Source organism: Pseudomonas sp. G11 (assembly GCF_029457515.1).
Lineage (GTDB): Bacteria > Pseudomonadota > Gammaproteobacteria > Pseudomonadales > Pseudomonadaceae > Aquipseudomonas > Aquipseudomonas gorinensis.
Genome location: NZ_CP120377.1, coordinates 5,370,299 through 5,389,005 on the forward strand (window position 1 = coordinate 5,370,299; position 18,707 = coordinate 5,389,005).

Sequence of the window (18,707 nt, forward strand, 5' to 3'; positions counted from 1 at the left end):
ATGGGTGATTTGTCGAAGGTCAGCGGCGGGTACGGGATGTGGAACCCATGATCAGCGCACCCAGCAGTTTTTTCATCCGCACCGGGAACAAGCGTCGCCCCGCGGCTTCCGGCACCAGGATTTCGCTCAACACATAACGAATGATCATTTCGCAGATCAACTCACGGTCAAGACGTACCCCCAGGCGCTCGTCCCAATCGTCGAAAACAATGCCCAAGCCATCCTGAAAACGCACGATCGAATCGTGGAAAATCCGCCGGAAAAAACCCAACGCATAATCAGGGGCAACCACCAGAAGGCGCCGCGCCCGACTTTGCTCAAGGTAATTGTCGAGATAAGCGAACAGCGCATTCAGACGCGCTTCCGGATCACTGATATGCCCCAGCTCCTGGGACAGCGAGCTGTGGAAACTTTCGCGTTTGTGCCGCGAAAAAGTGTCCAGCAGATCTTCTTGGGAGGCGAAATAGCGGTAGAAGGTCCCCCGCGAAACACCCGCGACCTGACACACATCCAGGATCGAAATACGATCGGCACCGGACATCAACACCACTTCTTCAGTGGCCTTGAGGATATTGGCGATTGTCTCTTCCGAACGTCGGTTCGGCTTCACCTTGATCCCTGCCCCTCCATTGGCAGCGATACGTCGCTCGACCGGTTTAACCTGGCTCGCCCCTGTATCAGGCAACGCCTTTTTCTTCGTTCTGGAGGCCGGCGTAGGCGCTTCTGTTTTCAGGGATGCGGCTTTTGGCATGGATCGATGCGCTCAAGGAAAGTAAAGATGGCGCAACGTTACCACAGGATCTGGGCATAAATAACAGGATATGTTCAACTTATTGCTAAAGACATTTTCACATTTTCTATTTAGAATCTCATTCTCTCTTCAAAATAAAATCAGGCAACCCTTACCAACGTGGGCGCCTAAAAGGAGAAAACTGATGGGCAGCAGTGGAAATCCAGAGACGTGGGCAGTGGGAGAACGAGACACTGTTATCGATGCGTTAGATCGGGCGGTAGCAAGGCATCCAGACAAGATACTGCTGGATTTCAGCGGAGAGTTATACACATATTCACAGATTGACTCACTCTCAACAAAAATGGCGCATGCCTTGATCTCGCTGGGCGTCAAGACCGGTGACACGGTGCTGACAATGCTCGATAACAACATCGACGCAGTCACCACTTGGCTGGCCATTAACAAGCTCTGCGCCGTGAGCGTGCCAATCAACACCGCCCTCAAAGGGGAGTTCCTGCGCCATCAGATCGCCGATACCGGCACCTCGGTGGTGATCTGCGAAGCAGCCTACCTGCCGCGCATAACGCCACTGGCCGGACAACTGCACGACGTACAGCACATTCTCCATCGCGGCGCACTGGAGAAAGTCCCCGATTGCCCGATTCATATTGCGCCATTGGATGCATGGCGCGGACATGACACGACCCCGCTGGTCAAGAAACCACAGCCTTCAGACCTGGCTTGCCTGATCTACACCTCAGGCACCACCGGCCCCTCCAAGGGCTGCATGATCAGCTACAACTTCATGTGCAATCTGGCGCGCCTGCAATTGCGTGCCGGTCCAGCCAGTGCCGATGACGTGACCATCACCCCGCTGCCGCTGTTCCACATGAATGCACTGTGCGTATCGATCATCGCCAGCATTCTGGTGGGCGCGCGCGCCGCCATTCTCCCGCGTTTCTCGGTCTCGAATTTCTGGCCTGAAGTGGAGCGCTCGGGCGCAACCATCGCCTCGATCCTGGGCGGCATGGGCGGCCTTCTCGCTCAAGCGCCTGACAATGAAGCGATGCTGCGCTGCGTCGGGCAGATTCATACCGCACGTGGCAACCCTTACACCGAAGAGACCAAGAAAATCTGGCGCGAGCGTTTCGGCACCCAACGGGTAGGCGGCAACGGCTATGGCCTGACCGAAGCCTGTGTCGTCACCTCGCTGGCGGCCGGGGAATACGCCGCGCCCGGCTCGTCGGGAAAACGCATCGCGGATTTTGACGTACGGATCGTCGATGACCTGGATCAGGAAGTACAACCCAACTGCGTGGGCGAAATCGTCGTACGCCCGCTACGTCCGGACATCATGTTCCAGGGCTACTGGCGTCGTCCGGAGGACACCCTTAAATTGATGCGCAATATGTGGTTCCACACCGGCGACATTGGCCGATTCGATGACGACGGCTTCTTCTACTTCGTCGACCGCAAGAAGGACTACATGCGCCGCCGGGGTGAAAACATTTCCAGCTTTGAAATGGAAGCCGCTTTTGCTGTTCACCCGGCACTGGCAGAAGTGGCGGTACATGCCGTCCCGTCAGAGCGGGGTGAGGACGATGTGAAGGTCACTGCCGTACTGCATGAAGGCGTAACGCTTGAACCGGAGCAATTGTTCCATTGGGCCACCGATTCGGTGCCCTACTACGCCCTGCCGCGCTACATCGAGTTTCGCAGCAGCTTGCCAAAAAACCCGCAGGGTCGGGTGTTGAAGTATCTATTGCGCGATGAAGGAAAAACCGAAACCACTTGGGATCTGGAAACCACATCGATCGTAGTGTCCAAAAATTAGCGGCCTCTTGCTTGGTACGCGCCAACACAGAAAGCCCGCTTTGAAGCGGGCTTTCGCGTTTTTTGGGTCTGGCGCCGTATCCGGTCACAGGAGCGAGCAAGCTCGCCCCCACATTTACGGGCTCAATCAGTACTCCCGCACGGGAACACCTTTCGGGCGGGAGTTGTAGCCGGGAAGGTGCAAGCCACCATCGACGTGAATAGTCTCGCCCGTGATAAACCGCGACATCTCCGACGCGAGGAACACCACCACCGGACCAATGTCGGCCTCAGGCTCGCCACAACGACCCAACGGCCGCATCGAAGCGGACATTTCGGCAAAGCCGGGGTTTTCCGCGGCGAGTTTGTGGAAGGTGGCCCCCATCGCGGTAGGGGCAATGGCATTGGTGCGGATGTTGAAGCGCCCCCACTCAGAGGCCGCGCTGCGGGTCAGTCCGACGATCGCTGACTTCGCTGTGTTGTAGTCGCCGTGCAGCCAGGCGCCGATCTCGATATCGATGGAATAGAAGTTGATGATTTTGCCGCCGCCCCGCGCCTTCATATGGGGCAGCGCGGCTTTCATTGCCCACCAGGCAGCCCATACCGTAGAGCCGAGGGTCTGCTCGAGCATGGCATCGGTTTTTTCTTCCAGAAGGACATTGGGCGTGGGAGCGAAGGCGTTATTGACCAGGATGTCCAGGCCACCAAACTGATCGACGGCCAATTGCACGGCGGCTTCGATATCGGTCTTGCTGCACACATCGGTCTTGATGAATACCGCCTGGGCGCCCAGCGCTTTCAACTCGGCGACTACAGCCTCGCCACTGGAAACATCCAGCTCGGCGACCACCACGGCAGCACCTTCTTTGGCAAAACTCAGTGCAATGCCGCGACCGATTCCGCCACCTGCACCGGTAATCAGCGCAACCTGTTCGTTTAGCAATGCCATAGCCACTCCAATTCTTGTTATTCAGTGAACATTTTTGTTTATAGTGTTCAACTATAGCTGATTTCTTCTGACCGAACAGTAGCGGAACAAGGATATCGAGAATGGCTGTATTTCGTCGCCGCGTGGACATCGTTGCTCATCATGCCCAGGCCACGGGGGAAGTCCGTGCCGCTCTGGAAGACGACTTCCACCACTTCCGCGTCTGGGTTCGTCACCATGAAGGTGAAGTCACCGCCATAGGCGGTGAAGCGTTGCGCTACCCCTATTCTCTGTGCCCACAGGCTTGCGATCAGTTACAGCAGTTGCTGGGCATGACATTGAATCGGATTGCCCACTCCGTCACCCGGCAGACCGACGCCAGCCATCAATGCACCCATTTGTTCGACCTGGCGGGCCTGGCCATTGCCGCCGCCGCGCGCGGTACTCACCAACGTCGCTACGAAATCAATATCGGCCGGCGCATCGACAACCGTACCCGCGCCATCTTGATACGCGATGGTAATCAAGACCTGACCTGGGACGTGAACGGCACCCTGATCGAAGGACCTGCGCCCTATGCCGGCATCAACCTTCGCGAAGGCATGGCCCGCTGGGCCCTCAACACCCTCAGTGAGGAAGCCGCCGAGGCAGCCCTGCTACTTCGCCGCTGCACGCTAATTTCGATGGGACGGGCCTACAACCTCGACGAACAGATTCACGCCTCGAGCACCGCCCGGTGCTACAGCCAACAACCCGAGCGCGCCGAACGGGCACTGCGAATGAAGGGCTCGACCCTGGACTTCAGCTATCAAGCATCAGCGCTGTGTGACCAGGACCAGGCGTGGCTCAGGCAGAAACGCTAGCCGCGCGACACTGGCGTAAAGACCGGTGCGGCCGATACCTCCAAGGGTTGGCGATCCGGACGCGAGCCGGATCGCCGATACCACCCTAGAGGAAAACAGCCAGGTTGGGCGTCCCGAGCACCGCCTGATCGATAATGACTTCGCGCCGTGCCAGCTTGAAGCCCGCCCCGCCGAGACGCAGCACGTCACGCCGTTCACCACTGATGATATCGACGTGGTGGTCTTTGAAACGGCTGCGGGTCAGCAGCAGGTAACTGGTCACCACGAACTCATCGGGCTTGTCGGTTTCTTCGACAAACACGTTGGTCACCAGACGCCGGGTACGCGAGGGAGGGTCTTCCGCCCAGGCGCTTTTGCCGGACAGGCGCAAAATGCGGCCCATGATCGAGCGGTAATCGTCGTGGTAATGCTGAACGCTGCGCACGATGGTGGTTTTCAGTTCCGCCGCCAGGCGCGTCTGGCGCAGCGGCACGGTGTACACCAGGTCGGTGTCCAGGCGCTCGGCCCATTCCTGTAGGCGGATCTGGTCGAGCAGCGTGGCTTCCTCGTACAAAAAGGTCACCACGTCGTTGTATATCGGCGACCCCACCGGCACCCGCTTGGTACCGACTGGGGAACCCGGCTGGATATCTTCCACGCCGCGCTGTTGAACCTGAGCCATGAGTCATTCCCTCACTGTTATTCTTGTTAATGCTGTTACCGCCGACGGCGGCCCGAGGACCGCAGTCGAACCTGGCCTGACAGCGGGCGTTACTGGTCATCCGATGCCGTCATCAGCTCATGCCAGTACAACCACCAGTGCCACTGGGTATCGTCCTTGGTGAAGCCTTCATTGACGATGCCGGGGCCAGGCCAGCCTTCAGGTGCGCCGGTTTCAAAGCAGGCCTGGTATTTCAGCGTGCTCTTGCGGCCCATTGCCCCTTTGGCGGCCAGGGTCATGTGCGGCCAGGTGTCGGAGTCATCCTGCTCAACCATGCCAGAGGTGCCGAACAGCTGGATGGTTTGCTTGAGCATCTTGTCGCGCAGTTCCGGGGAGGCGTCTTTCTCGGCAAACACCCAGTTGACGAACTCGAGCTTGTCCGGGCCTTGCGGTACGTAAGCATGCAGGGTCATCGAGCCAACGACAGAGCCATCTGGCTGCGGAATGTAGACAAAGCCGAAAAGAATGTTCGGGAACATCCCACCGACCTGGGGCGGCATGCTGGTGAGCACGTTCAATTGATCTTCGGTCAGATTGCGTGCCAACTGCTCGACCATGTCGGCCGTCATGCCGGCCGGCGGCAATGCTTCAAGTTTCTGCTGCACAGTCAACTCCGCCGGATCGAGGCCGGTCAGGCGCTTGATCTTGCGCGCCAGGTCGATGCAGCGCAGTGCATGACCGTGCGGCGAGCTGATTTCCACGCCAATCATTTCCGGGCTGAGGTCGGCTGTCTCGCCCTCGCCTTTCTTGGCGTAATTACCCACCTCACCCAACCAACGGTGCAGGGTCAGCGTGTGGAAACCGTCCGCCGCCGATTGCTCGCCCGCCGTTTTCCAGTTGGCGTTGACGATAAAGCGCTGCGGTGGGCCGAGGACTTCCATGCCCTTGTCGGAGCGACAGAACAGCATGTCGTAATACCACTTGGCATCGCCCAGGAACTCGTCGAACGAGGGCCCATCGATATTCCAGGTGGCAAATACCAGGCCGCCATACAGCGTGACCCGCGCCTTCTTCAGGCCCAGTTCTTCCTTGGGCAACATCTTGCCGTGCATGCATTCACGTTCGACGGGCGAGCCGATGAAATCGCCATTGGGGCGGAACGCCCAGCCGTGATAGATGCATTTATGAATTTGCGTATTGCCGCAGTCGGCGGTGCTGATGCGCATCCCGCGGTGCGGGCACACATTAAGGGTCACGAACACCTCGCCCTGCTTGCCACGGGCCACAATGACGGAATCGGACCCCAGGTCTCGGACCATGAAGTCTCCGGAGTTGGGAATTTCCGACTCGTGCCCCAGGAGTACCCAGATCTTGCCGAAGATCTTTTCCATCTCCAGTTCGTAAATTTCGCGGTCAGACAACACGCGCATTTGCACTTCACGGCTAGAGGGGTAGATGAGGTCCGAGACCTTGGTTCCATCGGACAATACGGGGCTTGTTTTTGTTAGCATGATTGCCTCCTGATCAGAGCGTTACACGGTTGGTCGCCACAAAATATAAGACACTTTCTATATTTCTGTACATTTAATTCGCGAGCGGTGAATGTCTCCGTCCTCGCATCATAGTCATTCCCTGTCGGGCGCCTTGCCCACTTGAGTCCGCAGCACGCCAATGCCATCGATCTCCAGCTCAACCACGTCGCCGGGTTTCAAATAACGCAATTGCTCCAGGCCACAGCCGTTGCCGACCGTGCCGGAACCAAGAAACTCACCGGGGTACAAGGTTTCCGAACGGGACACGTGGGCAATCACGTCTTCAAAACTCCAGCGCATATCACGGGTATTGCCGCGCCCCCACTCCTCCCCATTGACCCGGGCAACCATATTCAGATCGTGGGGATCACCCAGTTCATCGGCGGTCACCAGGCATGGCCCCATGATGTTGGCGGTGTCGAAATCCTTGCTCTTGGCCGGACCGAGCATGCCGGGCATTTCCAGGGCCTGCGCGTCGCGCGCACTCATGTCGTTGAAGATGGTGTAACCGACGATATGCCCACGGGCTGCTTCACGGCTGATGTCCTTGCCGCGCTTGCCGATGTAGCAACCGAACTCCAGTTCGAAATCCATCGCCCGGCTAAAGCTCGGCCATTGGAATTCATCGTCGATGCCAATCACCGCGAAACGGTTGCCCTTGTAGTAGATGGGCTGCTGGTTGAAGGTCTCGATCACCCGGTCGTCGGCACGAGTGTTCATCGCTTTCAAAGTAGCTTCCGGATCTTCGGTACTTAGCGCACGGGCGCGACGGGCCGCAGCGAAGCTCTGGCGCAGATGCAATTCGAAGCACGAACAGTCGCGCATCTGTGGGGGTGGCTGAATCGGTGCGCGCAGTTTCACATTGGCACGTTCCAGCACCGCCGCCGAGGGTGCCTTGGCCACCAGCGAACGGGCCAATTCCAGCGCCGGCTCACCGCCCTCCACCAAGGCCAGAATGCTGCTCAGTGCTACACTGTCGCGACTTTCCAGCAAGCGGTAAGCCCTTTGCAGGTCGAGCACCTGCTGGTCCTGGTTGAGCAAGGCTCCTGCGCGGTCAAAGCCTTCGGCGTCGGTATAGGTCACCAGTCTCATACGCGACCACTCACGGGCAACAGCGCACCGGTTACAGCGGCAGCATCATCCGACAGCAGAAAGGCCACCACCGCCGACAACGCTTCTGGCGTCACCCAGCGGCTGCTGTCGGCATCCGGCATGTCGGCACGGTTGGCTGGGGTATCGATGATGCTTGGCAGCACGGCGTTCACCGTCACGCCACGCTCCTTCAACTCTTCGGCCAGGGCTTCGGTCAACCGGGCCACACCAGCCTTGGAGGCCGCATAAGCCCCCATCCCCGTTTCGGCCTTGACCGACGCCAGCGCACCGATATTGACGATGCGTCCCGCGTTGGAGACCAACAGGTGCGTCAGCGCCGATTGAGAACTGATGACCGCGGTACGCACGTTTATCTGATAGAGGCGATCCCAAGTCTCCAGGCTGCCGCCTTCGACGGTCTCCCAGGCAAAACCGCCCGCGACATTGACTAAACCATCGATGCCGCCCCACTGCGCCGCGACCTGCTCGAACGCCGCGCTGGCCGACTCGGTCGAGGTCAGGTCGACACCGCCCAGGCACAGCAGATTCTTTGTATCCAGCAAGGCGGCTGGCGCCTGGCTACGGTCCAGCAAAGCGACCCGGGCGCCGCGCGCCAGCAGGCATTTGCCAAGTGTGCTGCCAAGGGCACCAAACCCGCCGGTAACGACTACCCTCTTGTCCAGTAATGACTGGGACATCGCAAAATCCTCTTGTTGTTGTTTTACGGCGCGAACGGTCGATTCGTGCCTTCGTCGGAACAAATATATGACACTTTTAGAAAATATGTACAAATGATACCGTATGACTTCCAGTCAAATACTCACCTGCGGAGCGCTGATGCCCAGAAAACTACCTGCACTCAACGCCGACAACCGCGCCTTCTGGCAAGGTGGCGAACGGGGCGAACTGCTCGTTCATCGTTGCGCGGCCTGCAGCCGGTACTTCCATCCACCGGCCCCGCTCTGCCCGCATTGTGCAAGCTTTGACGTGGCACCGCAGGCGGTGTCAGGCAAGGGAAAAGTGCTCAGTTACACCATCAACCACCAGCCTTGGGCTCCTGACCTGGAGGTGCCCTATGTGGTGGCAATCATCGAGCTGGTCGAACAGTCCGGATTGCAGTTCGTAAGCAACATCGTGGGCATGCCGGTCACGGATGTGCATATCGACATGCCGGTACGGGTCAGCTTCCTCAATGTCGAGGATGTGTGGTTACCTCTGTTCGAGAAGGATCAGTGATGTTCGATCATCGTTATGAAAAAGACGTCGCCATCACCGGCGTCGGCCAATCGGAAGTCGGGCGCCCCTCGAACAAGTCGGCGATGCGCCTGACGCTGGATGCCTGCCTGGAAGCGATTGCCGACGCTGGCCTGCAACGCAGCGATATCGACGGCGTGGCCTGCTGGCCGGGCGACAACAATAACGGTGACCCGTTCTCCCCGGTCGGCCCCAGCGCACTGAAAAGTGCCCTTGGGCTCAACGTCAACTGGTTCGGCGGCGGTTATGAAGGACCTGGCCCACTCACTGGCGTGATCAATGGCGCCATGGCGATTGCGGCGGGCCTGTGTAATCACGTACTGGTGTTTCGTACTATCACCGAAGCGTCGGCTCGCAGGGTCAACAAACAAGCGGGCGCTCTCACCAACAAGACTCAAGGTCGCGACAGCAGCTACGCCTGGCAGTGGTTTACCCCTTTCAATGTGCAATCGGGCATCAACCTGATGGCGCTGTATGCCCAACGTCACTTCCATGAGTACGGCACCCGGCCAGAGCAACTGGCGCAAATCGCCCTGACGTGTCGCCAGAACGCCATGCGCAACCCCAAAGCGCTGTACCGAACGCCCATGAGCATGGACGACTACATGGCGTCGCGGATGATTTCCTCTCCTCTGCGCATGTTCGACTGCGACGTGCATTGCGATGCATCCACCGCCATCATCCTGTCGCGTCGCGATATCGCGCGGGATCTGCCGAACGCACCGATCCGCATCGAGGCCATGGGCGCGGCGTTGAACCAGCCATGGTCGTGGGACCAGATTTCCCTGACCAGGATGGCCGCCTTCGATGTCGGCCAGATGATGTGGGCACGCACCGACTACACTCCGCAGGACGTTGGCTCTGCGCAGTTGTATGACGGTTTTTCGATTTTGACCCTTATCTGGCTGGAAGCCCTGGGGTTGTGCCCGACCGGGGAAAGTGGCGGGTTTGTCGAGGGTGGCACGCGCATTGCGCTGGAGGGCAGCTTGCCCATCAACACCAATGGCGGGCAACTGTCTGGCGGGCGCACCCACGGCCTGGGTTATGTGCACGAAGCCTGCCTGCAATTGTGGGGGCGTGCCGAAGGCCGACAAACCCGCGAACACCGCGTCAGTGCGGTGGCCGCCGGCGGCGGTCCGCTGGGAGGCAGCCTGCTGTTGGTGCGCGAGTGACCGCGCGCCTCAGTAGAGAACGCCAGCCACTTCGTTACAGAACTCGATCAGCGCCTTGCCCAGTTCGGCAAGGCCCGCTTCATCCCGTTGTCCACGGAACATCACCGCTGAAACGGTGAAGTCGATGCTGTTGGTCGGTGAGTAGACCGGCGCCGCAATGGCAAGAATCCCCCCCGAGAAATGGCCATCATCCACCGCCCAACCACGCTCGGCAGCTTGTCTCACTTCCTTGCGGTAAACCTCCAGCGACAGCGGTTGAGCCCAGCGGATGGTCTCGAAACTGCTTTGTACCTCGGGGTCGTCAAGGTCGATCTGCGTGGCGAACAGACGGCCACTGGCACCCATCAGAATCGGCAGGCGCTGACCTTCGGCCATGTCGATGCGCACATCGGTCGGGCTGGCCGCGGAGCTGACAATGACGATGCGATCAGGGCTCATCTTGCGCCACAGGGTGATGGTCACTCGCAGGCGTGCAGCCAGGTTCTGCAACAGGGGTTTGGCCATCTGTACGCGGTGGCCCTGGGTGACCAATTGCTCGACTAAACGCGCCAGCCCCAGGCCCACGGAGTAACGCTTGGACATGGGACTGAAATCAACCACTTCCTCCTGGACCAGGGTGCGCAGGATATTGAAGCAGGTGCTGGGATTGATCTTCAGTTGCCGGGCGATATCCACCGAACGTTCCGGTGTGCCCACCTGACTGAGGTAGCGCAGGATGCGAATGGCGTTGGAAACGGGCTTGACGAGGGTTACGCCGGCCGATTTGGTGCTGTCATTGACGTCAGTGAATTCCATGCCCGATCCCGTCACTTTAAAGTGCCGGCATTCTAGCCTGAGAATGAACGACAACGTGAAAGTTTTATCTGGGAATTAGTCGAACACTTGAGACGGAGTATTTCTCTAACGGCTGGTAAATCAGCCGGCGGGTTTGCAGGTTCTCTCGACGAAAACGCTCAATGAGACACTCCTGGGCATGGTCAGCCTGGGTCACCCGCATCTGCTGGCGCAGATACTCCAGCCAGGACTCGACAATAAAGCGCTCACTGTAGAGTTGCGGGTCCGCCATGTCGCGGTAAAGGCACCAGTTTTGCGCACCGTTGCGCCGTCGCGCCTTACCTACAGCGTACACGGCGATCAAATTCATCGCGCTCTGGCGCCGTCACTTGGTACAGGATCTTTCACTTATCCAGCGGCAGGCCCAGTCGCCCGACCGCACGGGCGGGGCTGAGCGGGCGTGGCGCAGCAATGGTATTGCGCAGTCGGCCGATGCCTTCGATTTCGGCCTCGACGCGGTCACCCGGGCGCAAAAAGCGCCCGCTTTCCAGCCCCACGCCGTGGGTGGAACCGGTAAACACCAGGTCACCCGGGCGCAGGCTGATGCGCGCATCCAAATAATTGAGCAACTCGTCCAAGGGAAAAATCATCTGCCGGGTATTGTCCTGCTGGCGCAACTCATCGTTGACGCTCAGGCGCATCTCCAGAGCCGGTTGCCCCCTGACGGCCACTTCGTCCGTGGTCACGATCCAGGGACCTACCGGCGTGGTGCGATCCATGGCTTTCTGCGTCAACAGGTCCAGGCGACCAATCTGCTTGCCGGCATCCCGAGCACTGATGTCATTGCCCACCGTGTACCCCAGCAGGCAATCGCTGGCATGGGGTTCATCCAGCAACGGTCGGCCCACCACGGCGACCAGTTCGACCTCATAGTCAAGTTGGGCGGTTAAGGGTGAGTAGTCGATATCGTCATCGGCACCGACCAGCGCCGACCCAGGCTTCATGTAGGCCAGCGGGTGCGCCGGCGCATCACTGCCCAGGCGCTTGAGATGACTGAGGTAGTTGAGGCCCACACCAAAGACGCGGCTGCCCGGCTCCAAGGGCGCGAGCAGGCGCGCGGCTGACAACGGCAACCATTGGCCTGCCAGGTCCAGGGCGTCTATCGCAAGATCCGCGCACAGCCCGACCCAGTGGGAAAACGGCGCGTTAATCCGCCGCAAATGCTCGGTTTGCCCATCCAACAGTGCCCAGAACGCCTGCCCAGCGACTTCGACCCGCGCCAGACGCATATCAGCGCTTGGCCAGGTACGTCGTCAGGTACTCGGCATCGAGCACTTCTTCCGGCGTCTTGACGCTGGGACCGAGAATCGGGCCAACCATTTCGTGGCCCCACAGGCTGAGTTTTTCCGGGTTCAACTCATAGGGATCGCCTTGCCATGGCTCGATTTCAGCAATGGTCTCGAAGGCAAAACCGGACGGATTGAAATGGTAGAACGACAGGTGCGGGTCCTGGGCATGTTGGCCGAGGGTCATCATCATCGGCAGCCCACGCTGGCGCACGATGTCGTAGGTTTCCCCGACATCCCGCACATTGCGCACGAACAGCCCGACATGCTGCACCCCCATGCGTCCCGGCCCATGGCCATAGGCAATATCATGGCTGGTGTGATGGTTGAGTTTGGAGCGGAAGAAACCGGTTCGCCCTTTGCCCGCACCCGCGCCATACCAACTGAAGCCCATCACGTTGAGCAGAAAGTCTTCCAGTTCCGGGGTGTAGTCCGGGGTGATCAGCACCACATGGCCCGCGCCCCGTTCGTCAGCCAGGAAACCACTGTGGGGACGCCCTGGCTGGAACGAGCGCGGCAGCCATTTCTGCCCGTAAAACAGTTCGTGCTGATACCCCACGGGGTCGCGGAAGCGCACCAATTCGCGCACACCGCGCTTTTCACACAATTGGGCGTCGCCACGGCTGTAGTCGACATTCGCCGCCGCCAGCTTCCTGATGCCCTCTTCGAACGCCATGCGCCCCACCGCTTCCCAGCCGATGTAGGCAATTCGGTCTACCTTGCCTGGATGAAAAGCGAAGCGATGGCGTCGATCGTCGATTTTGAAGTACAGCGACTCCGGGTCACTCTCGGGATTCTTGCCGATACCAAAGCCCATTACCTGCGGGCCGTACTCACGCCACGCCTCGAGATTGGGGGTTTCGAAGCCCATGTAACCGATACCGATGATGTCCACGTTATTCACCTTTTTATTGTTCGAGATGAAAGGTGCCTGCGGCACCCGCCCTGACGCCGCGCTAGACAGCCAGCAACCCACCGTCGATGACGAAGTCTGAACCGGTGATGAATGAGGCCTCATCCGAAGCGACAAATACCGCCATGGCCACCACTTCCTCAGGCTCGCCGGGGCGATCCATCAATACGCCGTCCAGCAGCATGGCGCGAATCTTCGGGTCTTCCAGAAACGGCCGGGTACCCGGGGTGGCGACAAATCCCGGACTCAAGCTGACCGCACGGATGCCGAACGGGGCGCCCTCCACCGCCAGCTGGCGAGTGAACGACACCACGGCCCCCTTTGCTGCCGAGTGGGCGCTGATGCCGGCGACTTTCGAGCCGCCCCAGGCTGCGGTGGACGATACGTTGATGATCACCCCGCGCTGCTCGGCCAGGTGGGGCCAGGCATACTTTGTGGTATAGAACAGCAGGTCGATTTCATTGCGCATGGTGTACTGCCAATCCTCGATCGACAGTTCGCTGACCAGTCCGAAACGAGCGGCGGAAGCATTGTTGTAGAGAATGTCGATGCGCCCATGTTCGGCGACGGCGGCATCGATCCAGGCCTGGGCCTGTTCATGATCGCCCAGGTCCACAGGCGCCGAGCCATACAGGGTATGGCCCTCGGCCCGCAGCAAGGCCGCCGTCTCCTCATGACCTTCGGCAACCACGTCGCAACCAACCACGATTGCGCCTTCGCGGGCAAAACGCAGCGCCGCCGCCCGGCCCTGGCCACCACCGGTACCGGTGATCAACGCCACTTTGTCTTGTAAACGTCCCATCAGCACACCCTCACCTCTGTGGTTATCACATTGCGGCAAACGTTCATGCCGTCAAACGGCTTCGTTTTCCGAGGTGATGGGTTCAAGCCAGATCGCCTCGGCGGGACAGGCGGCAGCGCCCTCACGGGCCTCCTCCTCCAACTCCGGGGGGATATGGGCGTCGTCGAAATACACCAGGCCATCGGCATCGAGCTTGTACAGGCTGGGGCAAATCGCGGCACATAAACCATAACCACAGCAGCGGCTACGGTCTACCACGGCTTTGAATTGCGCTTTTTCTGAACTCATTTTTTTCTCCTTATCAGGTTCAGCCTCGGCAAATTATGAACACTATTTTATTTTATGTGCAATTAATATTTGGCACGGCTATGCTGGCAGTCACCTGGGACGATCGCCGTGCCAGACAAAGATCCATGTGGGCGAACTTGCTCGCTCCCAGAGGCCCAGATTGGTCCGAAGGAGGCCCCCACGCAGGGAATTCGTTTGTCTATAAGTCAGATGGTTGGGCTGGACAAAGCGGAATTTTTGATTTTATTCTGAATAAAAAACCAGATTCTGTTCAAAGAATCTGCTGAGGGTGGATTCATTTCCCCCTTGTAGCAATGCTTGGCTCAACAAAACCTATAAGGAAGCCAACCCCATGCACCCGTCTACAAACCAAGCCGCAATCGATCCGCGCGAATTTCGACAGAGCTGGAAAATTCTCATTTTGTCCGTCGCCGGTGTTGCCATCAGCATCAATGCCGCCCTGCTCTATGGCTTCGGCACATTGGTCGTGCCGCTCGGCGATGCCTTTGGCTGGAGCAGAAGCGAGCTGCAGGCCTGCATCACCTTTCTGTTTGGCGGCGCCGTGGTGTCACTGCAACTGGTGGGTTGGTTCAACCTGCGCTATGGCATGAAGCGCGTCACGGTCATTTCCCTGCTGTTGTTGTCACTCGGCTACCTGGCGACAACCCAACTGACCCAATCGATCTGGTCGATGTACATCGCCTTTGCAGTGCTGCCGATCGTGGGCATGGGCGCACTGGCGGTGACCTGGACACAACTGTTGAGCCTTTGGTTTGACCGCAATCGCGGCCTGGCATTGGCCATCGGCCTGTCCGGCACCGGTCTCACCGCCGCCACTATTCCCCGGTTGATGGCATGGGGGATCGAACAATGGGACTGGCGCGCGGCCTTCGTGATTCTCGCCCTGCTCAACCTGCTGGTTTTGTTGCCTCTGATTCTGCTGTGGTTCAAGCTGCCCGCTGCGGCGGGTAGCCAAGACGACGGCCATGCACTGGAGCGATTGCCCGGCATGGGCTTTCGTGAGGGTATGGGCTCGCTGAAGTTCTGGACCTGCAACCTGGCGCTCAGCCTGGTGATTTCTTCGATCGTTGGCATGGTCACGAGCACCGTGCCCATGCTGCAATCCAGGGGGTTGTCCGCTGCGGATGCCGCCACCATTTTCAGCGGTTTTGGTATTTCGCTGATCTTCGGCCGGATGTTGATCGGCTATCTGCTCGATCGCCTGTGGCCACCGGCGGTGTCCGCGCTCAGCCTGGTGTTGCCCGCCGTCGGTTGTTTTATCTACCTGAGCCCCACCGCTGAATTTGCGCCGCTGATGCTGGCTGCCGTACTGATCGGCTTTGGCGCCGGGGCAGAATTCGATATTGCCGCCTTTTTGATTGCCCGCTACTTCGGCCTGCGCGAGTACGGTCGTCTGTTTGGCGTCCATCAGGGCTTGAATACCGTGGCTTCGGCGCTGGCGCCATTGCTTTTCGCCTACCTGCTGGCACGTACTGGTTCGTACACGGCAATGCTGGTGTACAGCGCCGCCTGTTGCCTGGTCGGTCCGCTGCTTTTACTGACCCTGGGACGCGTACCACGCTTCAATGCGCAACCACTTCCCAGCCAATCCTGAGCCCTCCCCCCACAACAAGAACCGGAGCAGAACATGCCCACATTGACGTTTATCGAACACAACGGCACCACCCATCAGGTCAAGGGCGACATCGGCCAATCGGTGATGCAAGCCGCGACCTTCGCCTCGGTGCCCGGTATTTCCGCCGACTGCGGTGGCGCCTGCAGTTGCGCTACTTGCCATACCTACGTGGACGAGGCCTGGCTGGGCAAGGTGCAAGCACCGCAAGGCATGGAAAGCGACATGCTCGAGTACGCCTTCGAACGCCGCGACAACAGCCGCTTGAGCTGCCAGTTGATCATCAGCCAAGAAATGGACGGCATGGTGCTGCACCTGCCGTCGTCGCAATTCTGAATGCACTTGAAGGAGCTCTCATGACCCTCGCCTCAGTCGTTATCGTCGGTGCCGGCCAGGCCGGCTTTCAGGTCGCTGCCTCCCTGCGTCAGGAAGGCTATGACGGGCGCATTACCCTGATCGGCGATGAACCAGGCCTGCCCTATCAGCGACCGCCGCTGTCCAAGGCCTATCTGCTCGGCAAAATCCAGGCGACCAATCTGCTGTTTCGCCCGGCGGACTTTTACGCCACCCAGCGTATTGAACTGCTACATGACCAGGTCAGCGCCATTGACCGCCAGAACCAACGGGTGATCCTGGCCTCGGGTGCGGCTGTCAGTTATGACCATCTGGTGTTGGCCACCGGTGCGCACAACCGTCCCCTGCCGGTTCCCGGCGCAGAGTTGGCGCAAGTGTTCGGTATCAAGACCAAAGCCGATGCCGATGCCCTGGCGCCGCTCGCGAAAGCAGCGCGCAACGTGGTGGTGATTGGGGCCGGGTTTATCGGCCTGGAGTTCGCGGCAGTGGCCGCTGCCTTGGGCGCCAGCGTGCACGTGTTGGAGCTGGGTGAGCGCCCCATGGCCCGTGCCGTGTCGCGGGAGATGTCTGCAGTGTTTCGCCAGGCCCATGAAGCCTGGGGCGTGCATTTTGACTTCCGCCAGGGCTTGAGCCGCATCGATGGCGACAACGGCAAGGTGTGCGCGGTGCAAACCGGTGACGGACGTGTCCTGCCCGCTGACCTGGTGGTCTTTGGTATCGGCGTGATCCCCAACGCGCAACTGGCGACCGAAGCAGGCCTGGACATCGAGAACGGCATCAAGGTAGACGCCAGCCTCCTGACTTCTGACCCGCGAATCTCCGCGGTGGGCGACGTCGCCAGTTTCCCTTGCCAGCAGAACGATGAACAACATACCCGCCTCGAGTCGGTGCAGAACGCCGTCGACCAGGCCCGCGCGGTCGTCGCGCGCTTGATGGGCAAGCCGGCGCCTTACAGCGCCCTGCCCTGGTTCTGGACCGATCAGGGGGACTTGAAGCTGCAGATTGCCGGGCTCTCCAATGGCTACGACAGCACCGTTGTCCTCGGCTCCGTCGACGAGAAACAAGTTTCTGTGCTGTGTTTCCGCAATGACCGCCTGGTGGCCGTGGAGTCTTGCAACCGCATGGGTGATCACATGGCCGCGCGCAAGATCCTCGCCCGCGCGCCCAAGCTGACGGCTGTCGAAGCCGCCGCTGACGGTTTCGACCTGAAGGCCTGGGAAGTGGCCAATCGCGACTGAGCACTGCGGACCTGTAAACCCGCAGCCGCGCCCGCCCCAAAGCTGACGCGGCTTTTTTTTGCACAATGCCTGGAGCGATGCGATGAACAAAGTCTGGTTTATTACCGGTGCGGCCCGAGGCCTGGGTGCCGCCATTGCCAAGGCCGCGCTGACCGACGGCGACCGTGTGGTGGTCAGCGGCAGGCGCACCGACGCGCTGGAAAATGTCTTCGCCGAGTATGGCGAGCGCGTGCTGGCAGTGGCCCTGGATGTGACCGATGAAGCCCAGGCGCTTGCCGCCGCAGAGAAGGCCGTTGCGCGTTTTGGCCGAATTGATGTGCTGGTCAACAATGCCGGCTACGGGCAACTGGGGCCCTTTGAAGACAATTTCGCCAGCGACGCCGACAAGCAGTTCGCGACCAACGTGTTTGGTGTGTTCAACGTCTGCCGTGCCGTCTTACCCATCATGCGCCAGCAACGCAGCGGCCATATATTCAATCTGTCCTCGATGGGCGGCCTGGTGGGCATGGGCGGTGCGGCGCTGTATTGCGCGTCGAAATTTGCCGTGGAAGGTTTTTCCGAATCACTGGCCCTGGAGGTGGCGCCGTTCGGTATCAAGGTCACGCTGGTGGAACCCGGCGTTTTCCGTACCGACTTTCTCGACGCCAGTTCAGCGGTCTTCGGTGCAGGTGGGCTAGAGGATTACGCAACATTCACCGCCAAGGTCAAAAGCGCTTCGGCCGCCTACAACCACCGGCAAACCGGCAGCCCGACGAAACTGGGCAGCGCGCTGGTACAGCTGGCCAACAGTGCGCAGCCACCGTTGCGTTACCTGGCAGGCTCCGACGCTTATCAGCAAGTCCGCGACAAGCTCGACAAGATGCTCGCGCAAATCGAGCAGTGGCGGCCGCTGACCTGCTCCACCGATGGCGAATAACCGCAGGTGCGCATAGCCTTTCTTGACAAAAGCTGCACGCACCAGGGCGTCCACGGTTACTGGTTGATGAAATAACGCACAGACAACTTGCCGTCTTCGAATCGGTACAACTCGATCGTCTCGATGCCACCTTGCTGCTCGCGAAAGGCGTTCAGGTGATGACAGGCCGCCTCATTGCCATTGACGATGCACTGGCGCACCTCCACGCGAATCTTCGGCTGCTGTAGCGCCCACATGCCTTCCAACACCTGCCAGGCATCATGCAGGGGTTTGCCGACATATTCGATACTCAAGCCATTGGCCGAGACGCTGCGGTAATGGGCGAAAAAACCCTCTTTGTCGCCTTTATTCCAGCAGTCGATCTGGCCGTGCAGGAAGTGCTCGATTGCTTGTTTGTCCATGCTCATATCAGGTTCA

Annotated in this window: 21 protein-coding genes; 8 read left to right on the top strand and 13 right to left on the bottom strand. The window is 59.6% G+C overall.

Annotated features, from left to right (window positions below; all coding sequences use genetic code 11):
* Positions 1-19 precede the first annotated feature (19 nt).
* A complete protein-coding gene (locus P2T68_RS24515; protein WP_014338824.1) occupies positions 20-751 on the bottom strand; it encodes a TetR/AcrR family transcriptional regulator in 732 nt (243 codons plus the stop codon).
* 184 nt (positions 752-935) lie between these two features.
* Between P2T68_RS24515 and P2T68_RS24520 the strand changes: the two genes are divergently transcribed.
* Positions 936-2,567 (top strand): ATP-dependent acyl-CoA ligase, encoded by a 1,632-nt coding sequence (locus P2T68_RS24520; protein WP_277378424.1) that lies wholly within the window; start codon positions 936-938, stop codon positions 2,565-2,567.
* A gap of 126 nt (positions 2,568-2,693) precedes the next feature.
* On the opposite strand, the gene P2T68_RS24525 is transcribed toward P2T68_RS24520, so the two are convergent.
* The gene (locus tag P2T68_RS24525; RefSeq protein ID WP_014338822.1) at positions 2,694-3,494 is read right to left on the bottom strand and encodes an SDR family oxidoreductase; all 801 of its coding nucleotides are present in this window, start codon (positions 3,492-3,494) and stop codon (positions 2,694-2,696) included.
* A gap of 101 nt (positions 3,495-3,595) precedes the next feature.
* On the opposite strand from P2T68_RS24525, the gene P2T68_RS24530 reads away from it, so the two are divergent.
* Entirely contained in the window at positions 3,596-4,336 is a 741-nt protein-coding gene (locus tag P2T68_RS24530) for a DUF2889 domain-containing protein (protein WP_014338821.1), read from the top strand.
* A gap of 85 nt (positions 4,337-4,421) precedes the next feature.
* On the opposite strand, the gene P2T68_RS24535 is transcribed toward P2T68_RS24530, so the two are convergent.
* From P2T68_RS24535 to P2T68_RS24550, 4 genes are all read right to left on the bottom strand, one after another.
* Entirely contained in the window at positions 4,422-4,997 is a 576-nt protein-coding gene (locus P2T68_RS24535) for an aromatic-ring-hydroxylating dioxygenase subunit beta (RefSeq protein WP_014338820.1), read from the bottom strand.
* A gap of 89 nt (positions 4,998-5,086) precedes the next feature.
* Entirely contained in the window at positions 5,087-6,487 is a 1,401-nt protein-coding gene (locus P2T68_RS24540) for a Rieske 2Fe-2S domain-containing protein (RefSeq protein WP_014338819.1), read from the bottom strand.
* A gap of 114 nt (positions 6,488-6,601) precedes the next feature.
* Positions 6,602-7,600 carry a fumarylacetoacetate hydrolase family protein gene (locus P2T68_RS24545; RefSeq protein WP_102617434.1) on the bottom strand — a complete coding sequence of 333 codons (999 nt, stop codon included), beginning with the start codon at positions 7,598-7,600 and terminating at the stop codon, positions 6,602-6,604.
* Positions 7,597-8,298, bottom strand: coding sequence for an SDR family NAD(P)-dependent oxidoreductase (locus P2T68_RS24550; protein ID WP_014338817.1), 702 nt, complete (start codon positions 8,296-8,298; stop codon positions 7,597-7,599). Before P2T68_RS24550 ends, P2T68_RS24545 begins: the two co-directional genes overlap by 4 nt.
* A 139-nt stretch (positions 8,299-8,437) precedes the next feature.
* On the opposite strand from P2T68_RS24550, the gene P2T68_RS24555 reads away from it, so the two are divergent.
* Both P2T68_RS24555 and P2T68_RS24560 read left to right on the top strand, forming a co-directional pair.
* Positions 8,438-8,836, top strand: a complete 399-nt coding sequence (locus tag P2T68_RS24555; RefSeq protein ID WP_014338816.1) for a Zn-ribbon domain-containing OB-fold protein — start codon at positions 8,438-8,440, stop codon at positions 8,834-8,836.
* Positions 8,836-10,026, top strand: coding sequence for a thiolase family protein (locus P2T68_RS24560; RefSeq protein ID WP_014338815.1), 1,191 nt, complete (start codon positions 8,836-8,838; stop codon positions 10,024-10,026). Before P2T68_RS24555 ends, P2T68_RS24560 begins: the two co-directional genes overlap by 1 nt.
* 9 nt (positions 10,027-10,035) lie before the next feature.
* Here the strand turns inward: P2T68_RS24560 and P2T68_RS24565 are convergent, their stop codons facing one another.
* From P2T68_RS24565 to P2T68_RS24590, 6 genes are all read right to left on the bottom strand, one after another.
* Positions 10,036-10,821 carry an IclR family transcriptional regulator gene (locus tag P2T68_RS24565; protein WP_014338814.1) on the bottom strand — a complete coding sequence of 262 codons (786 nt, stop codon included), beginning with the start codon at positions 10,819-10,821 and terminating at the stop codon, positions 10,036-10,038.
* A gap of 64 nt (positions 10,822-10,885) precedes the next feature.
* Positions 10,886-11,170 (bottom strand): MFS transporter, encoded by a 285-nt coding sequence (locus tag P2T68_RS24570; protein WP_014338813.1) that lies wholly within the window; start codon positions 11,168-11,170, stop codon positions 10,886-10,888.
* A gap of 34 nt (positions 11,171-11,204) precedes the next feature.
* Complete coding sequence (locus tag P2T68_RS24575; RefSeq protein ID WP_014338812.1) at positions 11,205-12,089, bottom strand: fumarylacetoacetate hydrolase family protein; 885 nt, start codon at positions 12,087-12,089, stop codon at positions 11,205-11,207.
* A 1-nt stretch (position 12,090) separates the two neighbouring features.
* On the bottom strand, positions 12,091-13,041 hold the full coding sequence (locus P2T68_RS24580; RefSeq protein ID WP_102617435.1) for a VOC family protein: 951 nt from the start codon (positions 13,039-13,041) through the stop codon (positions 12,091-12,093).
* A 61-nt stretch (positions 13,042-13,102) separates the two neighbouring features.
* Positions 13,103-13,861, bottom strand: a complete 759-nt coding sequence (locus tag P2T68_RS24585; RefSeq protein WP_034114552.1) for an SDR family NAD(P)-dependent oxidoreductase — start codon at positions 13,859-13,861, stop codon at positions 13,103-13,105.
* Between the two features lie 51 nt (positions 13,862-13,912).
* The gene (locus P2T68_RS24590) at positions 13,913-14,149 is read right to left on the bottom strand and encodes a ferredoxin (RefSeq protein WP_014338809.1); all 237 of its coding nucleotides are present in this window, start codon (positions 14,147-14,149) and stop codon (positions 13,913-13,915) included.
* Positions 14,150-14,501: 352 nt separating this feature from the next.
* Here P2T68_RS24590 and P2T68_RS24595 point away from each other — a divergent pair, with 352 nt between their 5' ends.
* From P2T68_RS24595 to P2T68_RS24610, 4 genes are all read left to right on the top strand, one after another.
* A complete protein-coding gene (locus P2T68_RS24595; protein ID WP_014338808.1) occupies positions 14,502-15,764 on the top strand; it encodes an MFS transporter in 1,263 nt (420 codons plus the stop codon).
* Positions 15,765-15,797: 33 nt separating this feature from the next.
* Positions 15,798-16,118 carry a 2Fe-2S iron-sulfur cluster-binding protein gene (locus tag P2T68_RS24600; protein ID WP_014338807.1) on the top strand — a complete coding sequence of 107 codons (321 nt, stop codon included), beginning with the start codon at positions 15,798-15,800 and terminating at the stop codon, positions 16,116-16,118.
* Between the two features lie 20 nt (positions 16,119-16,138).
* Positions 16,139-17,374: an FAD-dependent oxidoreductase gene (locus P2T68_RS24605; RefSeq protein WP_014338806.1), complete on the top strand. Its 1,236-nt coding sequence runs from the start codon at positions 16,139-16,141 to the stop codon at positions 17,372-17,374.
* Positions 17,375-17,456: 82 nt separating this feature from the next.
* A complete protein-coding gene (locus P2T68_RS24610) occupies positions 17,457-18,290 on the top strand; it encodes an oxidoreductase (protein ID WP_014338805.1) in 834 nt (277 codons plus the stop codon).
* 56 nt (positions 18,291-18,346) lie between these two features.
* On the opposite strand, the gene P2T68_RS24615 is transcribed toward P2T68_RS24610, so the two are convergent.
* Entirely contained in the window at positions 18,347-18,697 is a 351-nt protein-coding gene (locus P2T68_RS24615) for a nuclear transport factor 2 family protein (RefSeq protein WP_014338804.1), read from the bottom strand.
* Positions 18,698-18,707: the final 10 nt, after the last annotated feature.